Source organism: Streptomyces sp. NPDC047453 (genome assembly GCF_040643155.1).
In the GTDB taxonomy this organism is placed as follows: Bacteria; Actinomycetota; Actinomycetes; order Streptomycetales; family Streptomycetaceae; genus Streptomyces.
Genome location: NZ_JBEYTS010000110.1, coordinates 1 through 16,504, shown reverse-complemented (window position 1 = coordinate 16,504; position 16,504 = coordinate 1). Strand labels below are relative to the sequence as shown.

Below are 16,504 nucleotides of genomic sequence, written 5' to 3'. Positions count from 1 at the left end.
GGGCTCATGTTACGATAACGCCGCAGCTGAGAGCTTTTTCGGACTGTTGAAAGCGGAGATCGGCACCACGATCTGGGCATCCCACGAGGCGGCTCGCGCCGACGTCTTTCGCTTCATCGAGGTCGAGTACAACCGCACGCGCCTGCGGAAGCATCCCGTCTACGGATACGTCACCCCGGTCGAAACCAGGGCCCTGACAGCACAAGACCTCGCCCCCGCAGCGTAACCATCCGCTGTCCACGATCACGGGGGAACTTCAGGGCAGCGTCCCGTCAGCCGTCTCGCGCCATGTGGTCACCACCATCGGTGCCGTTGGGGGAAAGCCGGACGCAGCATTCCCCCGGCTCGGGGGCGAGAACGGCTTGAACTCCGCCGACCTGAAGGCCGTCGAGGTAGCCGCTGAGAAAGGCCTGGTTCATGCCGCATACCAGGCCGGGGGCCTTGGCGGCCAACGGGTGGAACGGGCAGTTGCGCAGCCTGAGCCGGGTGGGGGCTTCGCGGAACGGTTCGTAGCCGTACTCCTCCAACAACCCCTCGCAGGCGGTCAGCCCACGCTCCGGACCAAGACGCCCCGGGCGGATCTCCTCCCGCGCGGCCTCCCCCATCCGCCGGCCTCGCTGCTCAGCCGTCCGCACCGCTGCCTGCGCGGCGTTTTCGTCGGCGCCCGCGGTCAGGACGGCGTCCAAAAGAAGATCCGCAAGGAGTTCGTGGCGCCGGTCAGGGATGCTCACGGTGATTTGGGCGTCGGTGGGCTCATACACCTTCGGCCGCCTGCCGACCCTGCGAATCCCGCCCGGCGTCTCGTAACGCGCGCGCAGCAAGCCGACGTCGACCAGCTTGTCGAGATGGAAGGCCGCGAGCTTGCGGGAAATGCCGACACTGGCCGCGGCCTCGTCGCGGGTCACGGCGCGGCCGGCGCGCCGGACGAAGGCGAACATGCGCCGCCGTGAATCCTCGCTCAGAACGCTGACGGACTCGATGGCGGTGTTCACCGCGTCGGCCTGCTGTCGAGTCTGGTCGGAAGCCACAAGACCACAGTAACTCCCATCTGCGTGGGCGCAAGTGTTCCTTTGGCTGCGCTTGCTGCGCCTCTTGACGTCGCCGCTGAATAAGACCAAGACTTATTGGCGAAACCTTGGGAGGTTGCGATGGCCAGTGAGTCTCAGCTTCAGGCGAAGCGTCCCGTCAGTGCCTCGCTCGCCGGCCCGTACGGCCACCCGTTCCACCCGATCCTGGTGACCGTGCCGATCGGCGCCTGGGTGACCAGCCTGGTATTCGACATCGCTTCGCACCTCGTACACCGTCCGGGCTTTCTGACCCAGGGCTCGCAGTGGCTGATCGCCATGGGCGTGATCGGAGCCCTGCTGGCGGCGATCACCGGATTCCTCGACCTGTTCGCGATTCCTACCGGCACCCCGGCCTTTCGCACCGCCCTGGTCCACATGACGCTTAACCTGCTGGTCACCGCCGTCTACGCCGTCAACTTCCTGTGCCGATACAGCATCCACACCGGCGGCGGGAGTGTCGGCCTCGGCAAGCTCATCCTTTCCGCGGTCAGCCTGGCGGCCCTGGGCGTCTCGGGGTTCCTGGGCGGCAAACTCGCCTACCGCTACGGCGTGCGGGTCGCTGACGAGAGCACCCAGGCCGAGGGATACACACCCGGCCGCAGCGCGAGGGATGACCGCTCCGCCGTGTGACCCGGCCCGCGCACCCCCAACGGCGGCCGGTGCCCTCCGGCTGCCTCCGGCATCGTCATCACTCGGGAGTTCCCCATGGACATCGCCGCACTGATCACCTGGGTGGTCACCGCCCTCGGCGGCTTCTACTTGCTCGGTACCTGGATCCGACGTGGCGGAATCCGTCAGCAGCAATCCGGTACCAGCCGCCTGCCCGCCCCTGTCCTCTTCGGGCACTTCGCCCTGGCCGCGATCGGCCTGATCGTCTGGATCATCTATGTCGCAGCCGACACGACCGCCCTGGCCTGGACCGCGTTCGGCCTGCTACTACCGGTCGCCCTGCTGGGATTCGTGATGCTGGCCCGCTGGATCCCTCCTCTATCGCGACCGCGCCACGGCCGGGACGGCACCGGCCAACGCAGCCGCTCAAGGAGCCGAGGAGGCCGTGCCTGCCGAACGGCACTTCCCCCTGGCAGTGGTGCTGGCACACGGCCCGCTCGCCGTGGTCACCCTCATCCTGGTCCTGCTCACTGCCCTGGGCATCGGGGGCAGCTGACATGACCGAGCGCCCGCACCCCGCCACCGACCGCATAGATGCGTACGACAAGGAAGGAACGCCACCCGCACGGCCCGCCCTGCGGGTGGTCCACGAACCCGGCGGCATCGACCTGGCCACGGCGGAAGAAGCGGCCGGCCAGTTCCTTGAGGCACTCGGCATCTCCACCGCCCCGGAGAGCCTGCGCGGCACACCGGGCCGGATGGCCCGCGCCTACGCCGAACTGTTCAGCCCGCGCCCCTTCGACCTGACCACCTTCCCCAACGACGAGGGCTACGACGAACTCGTCCTGGCCCGCCGCATACCCGTCCGGTCGGTGTGCGAGCACCATCTGCTGCCGTTCGTCGGCACCGCCCACGTCGGCTACCTGCCCGGTGCCCGCATCCTGGGCCTTTCGAAGCTGGCCCGTGTCGTCGAGCACTTCGCCTGCCGCCCGCAGGTCCAGGAACGCCTGACCAAGCAGATCGCCGACTGGCTGCAGACGCACCTGGAGCCCAAGGGCGCCGGCGTGGTCATCGAGGCCGAGCACACCTGCATGACCCTGCGGGGCGTCCAGGCCACCGGCTCCAGCACCATGACCTCCACCCTCCTCGGCCTGTTGCGCACCGACGCCCGCTCCCGCAGCGAGTTCCTCGCCCTCACCAGCGCGGCCTCCTGAACCCAGCAACGCCGCACACAGCCCGGCCCGACATCGGAAGACCACGGCTGCGCGCCGCCGCCGGACTGCTGGGCGCGGACGTGTGGTGGAACTGAGCTGATCGGGAAGTCCCGGCCGCTCGCTCCCGGTCACAGCCGCCGGATTCTCCGCTTCACCCGGGTCACGACCGCCCCGTAGCCGACGCCGACCGCGAGGGAGGCGAACAGGGCGGTGAGTGGGAAGTCGTCCTCGAGGTGTGGATAGACCTGGTAGTGCGTCAGGTAGATGTAGAGCGTGGCGCTCGCCAGGACACCCGCGAGCGCGTTGAGCGGGGCGAGGCTGGGCAGCGTCGGCACCCAGATCAGCAGCACCAGACCGGCGATCACGATGGTGGTGCGCAACGGCTGATCCTGGAACAGGCCTGGCACGGTGAGCAGCAGCACCGCCGTCAACAGGGCCCGTTGCCCGGCCGTGCGTGCCCGCGCTGCCGCCCACCCCAGCGCGAACAGCCAGAAGACCACGGTGGGACTCAGATAGGGGCGACCGGGATCCAGACCCAGCAGGTCGTAGCGGCCGATCAGGCCGATGCCCATGAGCGTCAGCGGCACTCCGAAGGCGTACCGTCGCTCCAGCCGGTCCAGCAGCGGTATGGCCAGGAGGACGGCGAGGACCACCAGGAAGTGGACCAGGGCCTCCACGAACCAGTAGGCCCACTCGAAGCGGTCGGTCGTCTGGCCGAGCAGGCTGTTGAGCAGCAGGGCGTTGGCCGGCTCGTAGAAGTCGGTCAGCACTACCGCGCCGGTGATCCACACCATGCTCGGTATGGCGATACGGGCGATGCTGCGCCACAGGCGCCGTACGCGCTCGCGGCGCCCGGCGTCGGTCAGTTGGAAGCGGGCGAAGTTGTAGCCCGCGACGCCGACGAGGACGTGGGCGAAGCCCCTGAGGTCGAAGAGCGGGATGTGCGAGCCGACGATGCAGACGATCCCGACGGCGCGCAGGGCGATGCTGGTCTCCAGGGTGCGGAGGGTTCGCCATGAGTCCGGCGTGGTCCAGGACCGCAGCGCTTTCCGCAGTCCGGAGGCCGGCCGGGCCCGCCGCGGCTCCAGCGCGTCCCGAGCGTCCTGTGCGTCCTGTGCGTCTCGTTCGTCCGGTCGCTCAGGCGCCGGCGCCGCCAGGGCCCGCAGCTCGCGGATCGTGCTCGTGTGCCAGTCGACGGGCAGCCGGCCCAGCGCCTCCTCCAGGCGCAGGGACAGCTCGACGTAGCACAGTGAGTCTCCGCCGAGACCGACGAAGCTGCTGTCCTCGCTGACATCGGCGTGGTCGAGGATCTCTGCGTAGAGGCGGCGGAGGTCCTCACCGGGCGCGGGCACCGACTCCTCCTCCGCAGGGCGCGTCAGGCGGCGCACGGCCTCGTAGTCGGGCTTGCCCGTGGCCAGGCAGGGAAGCCGGGCCAGGCCCCGGACCCGTACGACGCGAGCGGGGAGCCCGCACTCGGCCGCGACCAGCCGCTGGATCCGCGTCTCCTCACCGGCGGCGCCGAGGGCACACACGGCCAGAGCCTCGCCGTCCGCCGCGCAGTACGCGGTGACCCCGTGCTGCTCCAGCACGGTTTCGACGCGCTGCGGGTCTATGCGCAGCCCGAATATCTTGGCGAAGCGGGCACGGCGGCCCACGATTTCGTAGAGCCCGTCGGGTGTGCGCCGGGCGAGGTCGCCGGTGTGCAGTTCCCGCACGGTTCGGCCGAGGGCGAGGTCGGCCGGGCCCCGCGCGTATCCGAGCATCACGTTCGGCCCCGAGTAGACGAGTTCACCGGTGTCCGGACCGTGTTCCTCGACCGGCCGCAGCCGGAATGAACCGCCGGGAATCGGCACGCCGACGGTCCCGGGGTGTTCGGCCACGAGGTGCGGTGGGAGGTAGGCCATCCGGGCCGTGGCCTCGGTCTGGCCGTACATCACGAAGAACTGCCAGCCCGAGCGGCGGCCCAACTCGGCGTATCGCACGACGCGTTCGGGTGCGAGCCGGCCGCCGGCCTGGGTGACGCGGCGCAGGTGCGGCAGCTCCATCCGCTCGAAGCCGACGCGGTCGAGCAGATCGAAGGAGTACGGCACCCCGGCCAGCGAGGTGCCGCGGGCTGCGCGGAACTCCTCCCAGAAGGCCGGGTCGGACACCGACCGCTCGGTGAGGACGAGCCCCGCGCCACGCATCAGATGACTGTGGATGACGGACAGGCCGTAGCAGTAGTGCAGGGGCAGTGTGGTGGCCGCCCGGTCTGTGTCGTCGATGCCGAGGTACGTGGCGATGGACTCGGCGTTGGCCTGCAGGTTCTCCTGAGACAGGCGCACCAGCTTGGGCGAGCCGGTGGAGCCGGAGGTGCTCAGCAGCAGAGCGAGGTCCGGGTGGAGGGTGTGGACGCTCTCGCGGTGCTGTTCATGCAGGGTCCACACTCCGTCGGCGTCCGGGCCGGCCACGACGTCGGGGGCGTATGCCTGGGTCAGTGAGCGGATCGTGCTCTCGTTGTCCCCGGGGACCAGCAGGACGGGGTGCCCGGCGGACAGTGCGGCCAGGTGCGTGACGAGCGCGTCGGTCCTGTTGGCGCCGGCCAGCAGCACCAGCCGTCGTGCGGAACCGAGGCGCTCCGCGGTGGCGGCCACCCGCTCGGCCAGCTCGCGGTACGACAGCTCTCCCTCAGGGGTGATGAGCGCCAAGCGGTCGCCGTACGCGGCGAGTTCGCGCGCGAAGGGCACACCGTCCGGCCGCACGGGCAGCGGCACTCCGTGCGGGCAGGGTACGTCGGACGGCGGGAGCGGATCCGAGATGGACCGGACGAGGGAGGGGGCGGCGGGCGGAGCCGCGAGGGGCTGGGACGGGTGAATCACGAGGGCGCGCCCTTTCTGGCAACGTCCGCTTGCAATGACAGCTTGACGGTTAGGTAAGGTTTACCTTATTAATAACATGGTCAAGAACAAGTCAACGCAGTGCTTCGCCGCCCGCTTTCCGTCGACGTGACCAGCGGCGCATCGGCAAGCCGTGGCAGGAAGGCACCACACGATGCGACGCCTCTCGGCGCGCCAGATCACCGCGCTGGCCGCGGCCGGTCTGCTGCTCCCCGCCCTCGCCGCCTGCGGCTCCGACGACGGCAGCGCCGGAGCCGGGAACGGGGACTCCGCCCTCGTCATCTACTCCGGCCGCAACGAGAAGCTGGTCAAGCCGCTTCTGGACGAGTTGGAGAAGGCGGTCGGCAACAAGGTCGAGGTGCGCTACGGCGACAGCGCCGAACTCGCCGCCCAGATCCTGGAGGAGGGCCGCCGCACGAAGGCGGGCCTGTTCTTCTCCCAGGACGCCGGCGCGCTTGGCGCCCTGTCCAAGCAGGGCATACTGCAGAAGCTGCCGCCGGCCACCCTCGACAAGGTCGACAAGGCGTACCGCGGCTCCGACGGCGACTGGGTCGGCCTCTCCGGACGCGTCCGCGTCATCGCGTACAACCCGGACAAGGTCCGCAAGGACGAACTCCCCGACAGCGTCCTCGACGTCGTCAAGCCGGAATGGAAGGACAAGGTCGGCTTCGCGCCCACCAACGCCTCCTTCCAGGCCTTCGTCACCGGGATGCGGGTCCTCAAGGGCGACGACACCACCCGCACCTGGCTCAAGGGCCTGAAGGCGAACGGGGCCAAGGCCTACGCCCACAACCTCGCCACCCTGGACGCCGTCGAGTCCGGCGAGATCTCCCTCGGCCTGGTCAACCACTACTACTGGTACGAGCGAGTGGCCGAGAAGGGCGAGGACAAGGTCGCCACCAAGCTGCACTTCCTGCCCGGCAAGGACCCCGGCGCGCTGATCAACGTCGCGGGCGCGGGCATCCTCAAGGACAGCGGGCAGAGCGAGACCGCCCAGAAGGCCCTGGACTTCCTGCTGTCGAAGAAGGCGCAGACCTACTTCGCGGACGAGACGAAGGAGTACCCGCTGGCCGCGGGTGTCACCAACTCGGTGAAGGACCTGCCGCCGTTCGAATCGCTCGAGTCCCCCGACATCGACCTGGGCAAGCTGGAGTCCCTGCAGGAGACGCTGACCATGCTTCAGGACCAGGGTCTGGTCTGACCTGCTGTGCACACACCGCCGTCCACCACCGAGCGCCCGGCCGGAGCCCCTGCCCCGGCCGGGCGTGACCGCCGCGAGCGTGCAGAGGGGCCGGGTCAGGGCAGCCCGGCCCGGCCCGCACGCTCGGCTCGTTCCTTCCGCCTGCCCCTGCCTGAAAGGGCGCGTACGCCAGGAAGCGGAGGTAAGGCCGGCCGGAGGCCCCCCCTGGTGCTACTCGTACCCGCCTGCCTGGCCGCCGTCTTCGCCCTGCTGCCCCTCGGCTACCTCGCCGTCCGCGCCCTGGAGCGCGGCCCTGCCTTCGCCTGGGACGTCGTCTCCGACCCGCGCACCCGGGACCTCCTCGGCCGTAGCCTCGGCCTGACCGCCGTGGTCGTGGCGGCCTGTCTGGTGCTGGGGGTCTCGCTGGCCTGGCTGACCGTGCGCACCGCTCTGCCCGGGGCCCGTGCCTGGTCGGTACTGGCCACCCTGCCGCTCGCCGTGCCCAGCTACGTCACCGCGTTCGCCTGGCTGTCGGCAGCGCCCGGGCTCGCGGGGTTCGGCGGAGCCGCGCTCGCGATGACGCTGGTCAGTTTTCCGTACATCCTCCTGCCGGTCACCGCCGCGCTGCGCGGCATCGACCCGGCGCAGGAGGAGGCCGCGCGCTCACTGGGGCACGGGCCGCTGCGGACGTTCGTCCGGGTCACCCTGCCCCAACTGCGGCCGGCGGCCGGCGGCGGTGCCCTGCTCGTCGCGCTGTACACGCTCTCCGACTTCGGCGCAGTCTCGCTGATGCGGTACGACACGTTCACCCGGGCCATCCACACCTCCTACCGCGCCTCCTTCGATCGCACCCCGGCGGCCGCGCTCAGCGTGGTGCTGGTGGTGATGACGGTCGCCCTGGTCGCCGCCGAGGCCCGTACGCGCGGCCGGGTCGGGCACACCAGGACCGGAAGGGGCACCGCCCGCCCGGTGGTCCCCGTCGCCCTCGGCCGCTGGCGGTCGCTGGCCCTGCTGTGGTGCGCGGCGGTGGTGGCCGTCGCCGTGGTCTTCCCCCTGGCCGTCCTCGGGTACTGGCTGGCCGTCGGCAGTTCGGCCACCTGGGACCTGGGCGGGCTCGCACAGACGGCCTGGGCCACCCTCGGCGTCGCCGCCGCGGGCGCCGCCCTCACCACGCTCCTCGCCCTGCCGGTCGGCGTGATCGCCGCCCGGCACCGGGGGCGCGGTGCCCGCCTGCTGGAGCAGGCCGCGTACGCCGGGCACGCGCTGCCCGGCATCACGGTCGCCCTCGCGCTGGTCTTCTTCGCGGTCCGCTACGCCTACCCCCTCTACCAGCAACTCCCGCTGCTCATCGGCGCGTACGCCGCGCTGTTCCTGCCTGTCGCGGTGGCCGCAACCCGCGCCGCCGTCCTCCAGGCGCCGCCCGTCCTGGACGACGTGGCCCGGTCCCTCGGGCGGCGGCCGTGGCAGGTGCTGCGCGAGGTCACCGTGCCGCTCGCCGCGCCCGGTGTGGCCGCCGGGGCCGCGCTCACCTTCGTGGTCTGCATGAAGGAACTCCCCGCTACCCTCCTGCTGCGCCCCACCGGCATGGACACCCTCGCCACCCGACTGTGGACCGAGACCGGCGCGGGATCCTTCGCGGCCGCCGCCCCCTACGCCGCCGCGCTGATCCTGCTGGCCGCCGTACCCTCCTACCTCCTAGGCAGACACGGGACATGAACGACATGAACGAACTGCACATCGAAGGGCTCACCAAGTCCTACGGAGCCGGAGAACCGGTCCTGCGCAGCCTCCAACTCACCGTCCGGGCAGGGGCACTGGCCGCTGTCCTGGGCCCCTCCGGCTGCGGCAAGACGACCCTGCTGCGGATCGTCGCCGGCTTCCTGCGCGCCGACGCCGGCACCGTCCGGCTCGGCGACCGGCTCCTCGGCGGGCCCGGCCTCCACCTCCCGCCGGAGCGGCGCCGGATCGGCATCGTGCCCCAGGAGGGCGCCCTCTTCCCCCACCTGAACGTGGCCCGCAACGTCGCCTTCGGACTGACCGGCGCCGACCGCGGCGAACGGCGGCGCCGCACCGGGGAACTGCTGGAACTGGTCGACCTCGCCGGGTACGGCGACCGCATGCCGCACGAGCTGTCCGGCGGCCAGCAACAGCGGGTCGCGCTGGCCCGCGCACTCGCCCCCAGACCCCAACTGGTGCTGCTGGACGAGCCGTTCAACGCGCTGGACAGCGCGCTGCGAGCCGGCGTGCGGGCAGACGTTCGGGCAGCGCTGCGGGCCACGGGCGCGACGGCCCTGCTCGTTACCCACGACCAGCAGGAGGCCCTGTCCACCGCCGACCTCGTCGCCGTCGTACGCGACGGCGAGGTCGCCCAGTGCGACACCCCGCAGGACCTCTATCGACGCCCCGCCGACCCCTGGGTCGCCCGCTTCGTCGGTGAAGCCGTACTGCTTCCCGGCACCGTCGACGACGACGGCACGGCCCTGACCCCCCTCGGTCCCGTGCCCCTCACCCCCTCCTCCAACGGACTCCGGGTCGGCACGATCCTGCTCCGCCCCGAACAACTCCGGCTGACCGCCCCGGACTCCGACGACACGGCCCGGGGCACGGTCACCGACGTCCGCTACTACGGCCACGACGCCATGGTCACCGTGGCCGTCGAGGGCCACGACACCCCAGTCGACATCCGGATCGCGGGCTCGGTACCGGTACGCCCCGGGGAGAACACGGGCGTCCGCGTCATGGGCGAGGCAGCCCTCCACCCCTGACTCCGAGCCGCCCGGACACAGGGCCCGACGGCAGATCGCGCAGAGCCGGGAGATCGCCGACTGCGACATGCCGGTCGCCGCAGCCATCGACCGCGTCGACCAATGGGGGGCGTTCTTGGGTGCCCCCTGAAGTGCGGCCGCAGGCCGTTGCAGAGAGACCCCAGCCCGCAGGTCTGTCGATCGGCGTGGCGCCCGCCACCTATCGTGGCGGTCTCTCGGGTGCCTGCAGGTCAGGACCTGCAGTGGACGAACTGGAAGGGTGCCGAGCCAGCATCCAGCACGAGGTGGGCCGCACGGGCCGCACTGCTGGAGGTTCGCGCTCGACCGTCGTCAGCTCTCCCGGCACCCCTGCCCACGGTCGATCGTGTCCTGCTTGACCCAGTTCCGCAGCCTCTCGGCGCCGACCCCGCGCTCCTGGGCCATCTCAGTGACGGTCTTCCCTGAGGAGCGAACGAGCGCGACCGTGTCCCGTTCGAACTCCTCCGTGTACCGCCTGCTGCGGTTGCTCTTGCTTCCCGCCCGGCACTACTTTCTCCGGAACCTCACGTCCCAGTCTCCAGGTGTCCACGATCAAGGGGGAGGTTCGCTGTGTCGGTCGAGGTGTAACACATCCGGCCGAAATTGCTCTTACCAAGTGGACGACTGCGTCGGTCGGCCAGGACAGGAGACACGACTCGTGCAGTGGACGGACGAGAGCGGCGGAGCATACGGCGAGGATCCGTACGGTGGCGTCGGGTACGCGTACGACTACGGCTACGAGTACAGCGGCAGCTACGAGCACCGCGGCAGCGCCACCACCGACACGGCCACGAGGTCCTGGGACCCGGAACTCGCGCAATGGACGTACCCGACGGGTAACGCCTATGCGGGAGGGACAGTCTCCTACGCCACCGGGACGCATCTGCACGCCACCGGAGCCGGGCCCGCCACGGCGCGGGACGCTCCCCATGGAGACGTCCTCACCGTTCCGCCTCCAGAACTCGACATGCCAGGCCCTTCCGTACCAGGACTGGGCACGCCGAAGCGCGAGTCGGTGCGGCCCGTCTTCGTCGATTCCTCGGGGCGACGCCAGCGCCGCGTGCTGCGCGCCGCCCGCCTGTTGGTGATCCCCGCCGGCGGCTACATCGCCCTGCTGATCAGCACCGTGGTTGGCGGCCCGAGCCTCAGCGCCCCGTTCGTCCCGCAGCCGGACTCCGCGCACCCGACCACGCCTCGGGTGACCGCGTCCGACGCCTCCCCCGGGACCGGCCACTCCGCGGGGGGTGTGAGCCCTACCGCGGTGCAGAAGAACTCCCGCCCCACGGGGGCGCAAAAGCCTTCCGGCTCCACCGACCGGTCGACAGCCTCCGCCACTCTTGCGGCCACACCCGCGCCTACCGCGGCACGCGCCGCCATCGCGTCTCCGACCTCGGCCCCGACCGCCGCCCCCACCTCCAAGCACGCCTCCAAGCCCGCCTCCAGGCCCACCACCTCCAAGGGTCGCGCGATCGGCTCGTCCCACAACCCAGTGAAGTGATCCAAGGCCCCTGACGTGACCAACCGCAGACGCCACTACACTCCTCGTCGCCGCAGCCGTACCCGCCAGGTCACACCCCGCACCCATTGGCTGCTGCTGAGCGTGCTCGTGGTGACCCTGTCGACGGCCCTGCTGCTGCAGGGCTACACCCACCACATGTTCGGTATCGCATCCGACAACGTGACCGACGTCCGGGGCCGGAATGCCACAGTGCCCAGCCAGGTGATCCACGGTGGCCCCGTGATCGCGAAGGCCGCCACCTCTCCGCACACCGCCCAGGTGAAGGCCCGTACTGTCGCGTTGACCTTCGACGACGGCCCGGACCCCGTCTGGACACCACGGATCCTGGAGGTGTTGCGCCGCAACCACGTGCACGCGACCTTCTTCATCCTCGGAACCCAAGCCGTCGCCCACCCGGAACTGGTCCGCCGGATCGTCGCTGACGGCCACCAGATCGGCATCCACGCCTTCACCCATCCCGACCTGGCCCGCCTCGCTCCATGGCAACGTTCCCTGGAGCTGCGCGAGACGCAGTTGGCGGTGGCCGGCGCCGCGGGGGTCACCACCTCGCTGCTCAGGCCGCCGTACTCCTCGGAGAACGACGCGCTGGACGACGCCGCCTGGTCCGTCCTCAAGCAGGCCAACGCGACAGGCTATGTCACGGTGCTCACCACCCAGGATGCCGAGGACTGGCAGCGTCCCGGTGTGGAGCGCATCATCGCCCGTGCGACACCGCGCGGCCACGCCGGGCAGATCGTGCTGATGCACGACGCCGGCGGTGACCGGTCCCAGACCGTCGCCGCACTGAGGTCCCTAATACCACGGCTCAAGGAACAGAGCTTCAAGTTTGCGACGGTCTCCGATGCGGTCGGCATGGCCGCACCCGTCCGGCCCGCCGGGCTCGGCGACCATCTGCAAGGGCTGGCCCTCATCAAGGTGCTGCAGGGCGGCGACTGGGTCGTGTGGCTGCTGGGCCTGGTGATGTACGCGGCCGGAGTGCTCAGCGTGCTGCGCGCGGTGGTCGTGCTGATCGCCGCCCGGCGGCACCGGCGCCTGCGGACCGAACTTGGCCGGTCCTGGGGGCCGCCGGTGACCGAGCCGGTCACTGTCATCGTCCCCGCGTACAACGAGAGCGCCGGGATCGAGGCAGCCGTGCTTTCACTGCTCGGCTCGGACCACCCGGTCGAGATCATCGTGGTGGACGACGGTTCGACCGACGGCACTGCCGACCTGGTGGAATCGCTCCGCCTGCCGGTGCGGGTGATCCGGCAGCAGAACGCGGGAAAGCCCGCCGCGCTCAACACCGGCCTCGCCGCCGCCACCTGGGACCTGGTGGTCATGGTCGACGGTGACACGGTCTTCGAACCCGACACCATCCGCACGATCGTGCAGCCCTTCGCCGACCCGCGCGTGGGTGCCGTCTCGGGCAACGCCAAGGTTGTCAACCGCGGTGGTCTGCTGGGCCGCTGGCAGCACATCGAGTACGTGGTCGGGTTCAACCTCGACCGCCGCCTGTTCGACCTCGCCGAATGCATGCCGACGGTGCCCGGCGCGGTCGGCGCGTTCCGCCGCCGGGCGCTGCTGGACCTCGGTGGCGTCAGCGACGTCACCCTCGCCGAGGACACCGACCTGACCATGGCGCTGTGCCGAGACGGCTGGCGCGTGGTGTACGAGGAGGGCGCGAGGGCCTGGACCGAGGCGCCCGCGTCCCTCAACGCCCTGTGGCGGCAGCGGTACCGCTGGTGCTACGGCACCCTGCAGGCGATGTGGAAGCACCGCGGCGCGCTGGTGCAGCGCGGCCCGGGCGGAAAACTGGGCCGTCGAGGCCTGCTCTATCTGTTGTTCTTCCAGGTGCTGCTGCCCCTGCTCGCGCCCGTCGTGGACGTCTTCGCCCTGTACGGGCTGGTCTTCCTCGACCCGGTGCGCATCATCGGGCTGTGGCTCGCCTTCCTGCTGCTGCAACTCATGATGGGCCTGTACGCGTTCCGCCTGGACGGAGAACGCCCGGGCCCGCTGTGGAGCCTTCCGCTGCAGCAGTTCGTCTACCGTCAACTGATGTACCTGGTGGTGATCCAGTCCGTCTTCACCGCCGTGTCGGGCTCACGGCTGCGGTGGCAGCGCATGGAGCGGTACGGCAGCCTGCAAGCCCCAGCGGGAACTGAGGCACCCCGCAAAGACCTCACCCCGCAGGAGCCCGGCCTTCCGCAGCCGACACCGTACGAGGGCCATCCACAGCCTGCACCGTACGACGCCCTCCAACAACAGGCTCCCTACAACGGCCTTCCGCAACCGCCACCCCCCAACGGCTTCCGGCAGCCCACACCGCACGAGACACCGCAGTGGTACTGAACTGAGGGCACGGTGGTCCGAGCCTCGGAACGGGCACCGATGTGCTGGTTATCGGTTATCGAGCAATGCTGAGGACCTGTGGATCGGCTCGGGAAGGACGTACCTTCCCGGGTGATCGACAGGTCACCGAGCAAGACCGGTGTTCGCAGCACCGGCCGGGAAGGCACGTCCGTGCGCAGCGTGGTGAACACCCGGCACTTCGCGTCCGGCAGGCGGGTGCGCACCACATGCCCGCCGCGTATGACTGCGGGAGCAGGACGCGCTGCGCGCCCACGACCGCGCTGGCGCAGATCATCCCCAGCAGCGCGCCCGCGACAACGTCCGCCGGGTAGTGCACCCCGGTGTGGACCCGCGAGTACGCCACCGCGGTCGCCAGCAGGTCCAGCGGAGCCGCCGCCCACGGCAGCTCCGTGCTGACGGCCGTGGCGAAGGCGAACGCGGACGCGGAGTGCCCGGAGGGGAACGACGCGGAGGCTGGCATGGGCACGTGTCGGGCCAACGGCACTTGGCCGGCGTCCCGGTCCGGGCGGGGGCGTCGGGCGAGGACCTTGCCCAGTAGGTTGGCGCTCGCCGAGGCGGAGCCGATCGCCGCGGCCCCGACCAGGGCAGCCCGGCGCGGCGCACCCGGGCGCAGCGCGAGTATCCCGGCGATCACGAACGAGATCTTCGAGTGGTCTGCCGCTGCGGAGAGCCGCCGCAGGGCGGCGTCCAGCTCCGGAGCGGGCGTGGCCGCGCTCGCCACGTAAACCGCCCGGTCGATGGCGATCAGGTCCCGGACGACGCGCCGAACGCGGGTGCGCTCATCCACACGCCACCGCCGCTCGCTTCGCAACTGCGGCCGGAGAGGGCGCCTGGCTCGGCCGGCCCAGAGCGATCCGCCCGATGCCCCGCCACTCCACGCGTGGTGCGGGAGGCGCGCCGGGGCGGTGGCGGGGCACGCGGACGTGAAGGGCGCCCGGGGTGATGCTGCAGTGCACGGGGGCCTCCATGGTCAGTGCCTCACCATCCAGGGCGATGGGGATGCGCTCGGCGTCGGCCGTCACCGTCACCTCATGGGGCGTCAGCACGGTCACGGCATCCGACCGCTCGCCGCGCAGGGCGAAGTCCGCGGCCTGCGCCGCGCCGGCCACGTGCACGGCCAGCAGGCCAAGGACACCACCGTCGAGCCGCGGCCTGCGACCGGCCTCCAGGACCTGCCCGGTCGCGTACGGGTTGTTACTCACCAGCAGGGCTTGCGGGTCGTCCAGACGGGTGCCCTCGGCCTGCGCGGTCAGGCGGGCCCCGGTGTAGCCCGTCAGCAGGTCGGGAAGCTCGGCAAGCGCGGTCGCGGCCTTGGCGTCCCGGTACTCGGGCCGCTGCACGATCTCGGCGTAGGCGCCGAATGAGGCGGTGTTCACGAATACGCGCCCGGACACGTCGCCGAGGTCGATCCGCAGGTCAACGCCGTCCGTCAGCGCCTCCAGCGCGCGCGAGGGGTCGGCTCGGTCCAGGCCGAGGTCCAGGGCGAAGTGGTTGCGGGTCCCGGCCGGGATCACCAGGAACGGGAGGCCGTGCTGTGCGGCGACGGCGGCGACCAGCGCCTGCGTGCCGTCCCCGCCGGCGACCCCGAGCAGGTCGGCGCCGTCCGCGACGGCGCGGCGCGCGATGGCGGCGAGATCCTGCTGCGCGCTGGTGTTGAGCAGGATCACCCGGCAGCCGAGTGCCTCAGCCTTCTCCACCAGCCCGAACCTGCCCACCTTGCCGTCACCGGACTTCGGGTTCATGATCAGCACGGGGTGGTGGAGTGGCTTTCCGGGGCGGCCCCGCATGCCGCCGGCGTGCAGGTGCTCCTGCTGTAACGCCGCCCGCGAACAGCCCTGGGCCCCGGTCCACAGCACGGCCGTGGCCAGCACCACGGGCCACAGCCCGCTCCCCGCCACGAGCAGCACCACGGTCACCGGGGCAGCCACTGCAAGCAGCACACCGAGGAGCCGCACGGCGCCACGGTGGGCCAGTCCCCACCACACACCCGCGGCCGCGACCACCAGGCCGGCCAGGGCAACCAGCAGCACCACGACGCCGCGCAGCTCCGCCGCGATGACGAGGACCGCGATCCCGGCCGCGAAGCACAGCACTGCCGCCCAGGCCAACAGGCGGGCGGGGGTGGTGGGGCCGTGGCTGGTGCCCATCGCTGCTCCTCTCTCTCCGCCGCCCTCTCGCCGCCGGACGGTCCACGGTCCTGCGCGCGCAGCACGATGCTGCCGGGCCGATTCCCAATGTAGGAGGGGGTGCGGCGGCCCGCGCCCCGTCGTACTGCGTGCGGGGTGGTGGGCCGAATTCGATACCCGCCCCGCGCCGTAGGCCGGCCCCGGCTACTACCCCCAGCGGCCGTGAACGGCTCGGCCTGCTCAGGGTTCGCGGGGACGTTGTCGGATGTTCGGCTGTTCGTCCGTGAGGTATAGGGCTCGGGTGGGATGTGCATCCCGGCGGAGATGCGCAGTGTCCGCAGGGTCTGGGATGCACTGACCCGCACGCTGGGCTTCCTTGAGGTAGCGCGTCACGTTGGTTGGTGCCGACCTTGATGGCGATTCCGATGAACGTTGGGGCCGGGCTGCTGCGGCGGGACACTGCTGACCCTCCGGTCTGCCCGGCGACACCTCGTTCGAGTTGGCCAGGAGTGTGGTGGATACCTGCTCTTTGCAACCAGGGATCCACCGCACAGGTAGTCAGGCTGCGATCCGATTGGGCTCGTCGCTTTGACTGCTCCCTCGCCTGAAGGCGGGGGATTCCTGGCTCAGGCAGCCCCCTGGAGCAGCGCTCCAGGAGGTCTTATGCCCTCAGCACCAGCCGGGTCCAGACCAGCCCGGACGAGCATCACGGATGCGGAGTTCTTGTCTCTGGGCGAGACGGCTCCGCACGCGGTGCACGTGTAGGTACGTTCCGAAAGGA

The 16,504-nt window shown here is 70.9% G+C and carries 10 protein-coding genes and 4 pseudogenes; 8 read left to right on the top strand and 6 right to left on the bottom strand.

What is annotated here, in order from left to right:
* Nucleotides 1-133 (top strand): annotated as a pseudogene (locus ABZ818_RS39925) (IS3 family transposase); the annotation flags it as partial.
* Nucleotides 134-272: 139 nt separating this feature from the next.
* Here the strand turns inward: ABZ818_RS39925 and ABZ818_RS39920 are convergent.
* On the bottom strand, nt 273-1,028 hold the full coding sequence (locus tag ABZ818_RS39920; protein WP_361426410.1) for a transcriptional regulator: 756 nt from the start codon (nt 1,026-1,028) through the stop codon (nt 273-275).
* 120 nt (nt 1,029-1,148) lie between these two features.
* Here ABZ818_RS39920 and ABZ818_RS39915 point away from each other — a divergent pair, with 120 nt between their 5' ends.
* Both ABZ818_RS39915 and folE read left to right on the top strand, forming a co-directional pair.
* Nucleotides 1,149-1,697, top strand: a complete 549-nt coding sequence (locus ABZ818_RS39915; protein WP_361426407.1) for a DUF2231 domain-containing protein — start codon at nt 1,149-1,151, stop codon at nt 1,695-1,697.
* A gap of 536 nt (nt 1,698-2,233) precedes the next feature.
* On the top strand, nt 2,234-2,890 hold the full coding sequence (gene folE, locus ABZ818_RS39910) for a GTP cyclohydrolase I FolE (protein ID WP_361426404.1): 657 nt from the start codon (nt 2,234-2,236) through the stop codon (nt 2,888-2,890).
* Nucleotides 2,891-3,018: 128 nt separating this feature from the next.
* Here the strand turns inward: folE and ABZ818_RS39905 are convergent, their stop codons facing one another.
* Nucleotides 3,019-5,748, bottom strand: a complete 2,730-nt coding sequence (locus ABZ818_RS39905) for an AMP-binding protein (protein ID WP_361426401.1) — start codon at nt 5,746-5,748, stop codon at nt 3,019-3,021.
* Between the two features lie 172 nt (nt 5,749-5,920).
* Between ABZ818_RS39905 and ABZ818_RS39900 the strand changes: the two genes are divergently transcribed.
* From ABZ818_RS39900 to ABZ818_RS39890, 3 genes are all read left to right on the top strand, one after another.
* Nucleotides 5,921-6,967, top strand: coding sequence for an iron ABC transporter substrate-binding protein (locus tag ABZ818_RS39900; protein ID WP_361426398.1), 1,047 nt, complete (start codon nt 5,921-5,923; stop codon nt 6,965-6,967).
* A 207-nt stretch (nt 6,968-7,174) separates the two neighbouring features.
* Nucleotides 7,175-8,662 carry an iron ABC transporter permease gene (locus ABZ818_RS39895; protein ID WP_361426395.1) on the top strand — a complete coding sequence of 496 codons (1,488 nt, stop codon included), beginning with the start codon at nt 7,175-7,177 and terminating at the stop codon, nt 8,660-8,662.
* Between the two features lie 5 nt (nt 8,663-8,667).
* Nucleotides 8,668-9,711 (top strand): ABC transporter ATP-binding protein, encoded by a 1,044-nt coding sequence (locus ABZ818_RS39890; protein WP_361426413.1) that lies wholly within the window; start codon nt 8,668-8,670, stop codon nt 9,709-9,711.
* A gap of 330 nt (nt 9,712-10,041) precedes the next feature.
* Here ABZ818_RS39890 and ABZ818_RS39885 read toward each other — a convergent pair.
* Nucleotides 10,042-10,200: pseudogene (locus ABZ818_RS39885) on the bottom strand (transposase); the annotation flags it as partial.
* A 187-nt stretch (nt 10,201-10,387) separates the two neighbouring features.
* On the opposite strand from ABZ818_RS39885, the gene ABZ818_RS39880 reads away from it, so the two are divergent.
* Together ABZ818_RS39880 and ABZ818_RS39875 are read left to right on the top strand one after the other, a co-directional pair.
* Entirely contained in the window at nt 10,388-11,227 is an 840-nt protein-coding gene (locus tag ABZ818_RS39880) for a hypothetical protein (protein WP_361426392.1), read from the top strand.
* A gap of 15 nt (nt 11,228-11,242) precedes the next feature.
* The gene (locus tag ABZ818_RS39875; protein WP_361426389.1) at nt 11,243-13,576 is read left to right on the top strand and encodes a glycosyltransferase; all 2,334 of its coding nucleotides are present in this window, start codon (nt 11,243-11,245) and stop codon (nt 13,574-13,576) included.
* 280 nt (nt 13,577-13,856) lie between these two features.
* On the opposite strand, the pseudogene ABZ818_RS39870 reads toward ABZ818_RS39875, so the two are convergent.
* From ABZ818_RS39870 to ABZ818_RS39860, 3 genes and pseudogenes are all read right to left on the bottom strand, one after another.
* Nucleotides 13,857-14,384 (bottom strand): annotated as a pseudogene (locus ABZ818_RS39870) (phosphatase PAP2 family protein); the annotation flags it as partial.
* On the bottom strand, nt 14,377-15,744 hold the full coding sequence (locus ABZ818_RS39865; RefSeq protein ID WP_361426386.1) for a diacylglycerol kinase family protein: 1,368 nt from the start codon (nt 15,742-15,744) through the stop codon (nt 14,377-14,379). The pseudogene ABZ818_RS39870 and the gene ABZ818_RS39865, both read right to left, overlap by 8 nt.
* Before the next feature lie 605 nt (nt 15,745-16,349).
* Nucleotides 16,350-16,504: pseudogene (locus ABZ818_RS39860) on the bottom strand (RNA-guided endonuclease TnpB family protein); the annotation flags it as partial.

Excerpts from the sequence above, each read along its gene's own strand:
- ABZ818_RS39890 (WP_361426413.1), top strand. The coding sequence starts at position 8,668 with ATGAACGAACTGCACATCGAAGGGCTCACCAAGTCCTACGGAGCCGGA.
- ABZ818_RS39900 (WP_361426398.1), top strand. The coding sequence starts at position 5,921 with ATGCGACGCCTCTCGGCGCGCCAGATCACCGCGCTGGCCGCGGCCGGT.
- ABZ818_RS39915 (WP_361426407.1), top strand. The coding sequence starts at position 1,149 with ATGGCCAGTGAGTCTCAGCTTCAGGCGAAGCGTCCCGTCAGTGCCTCG.
- ABZ818_RS39865 (WP_361426386.1), bottom strand. The coding sequence starts at position 15,744 with ATGGGCACCAGCCACGGCCCCACCACCCCCGCCCGCCTGTTGGCCTGG.
- folE (WP_361426404.1), top strand. The coding sequence starts at position 2,234 with ATGACCGAGCGCCCGCACCCCGCCACCGACCGCATAGATGCGTACGAC.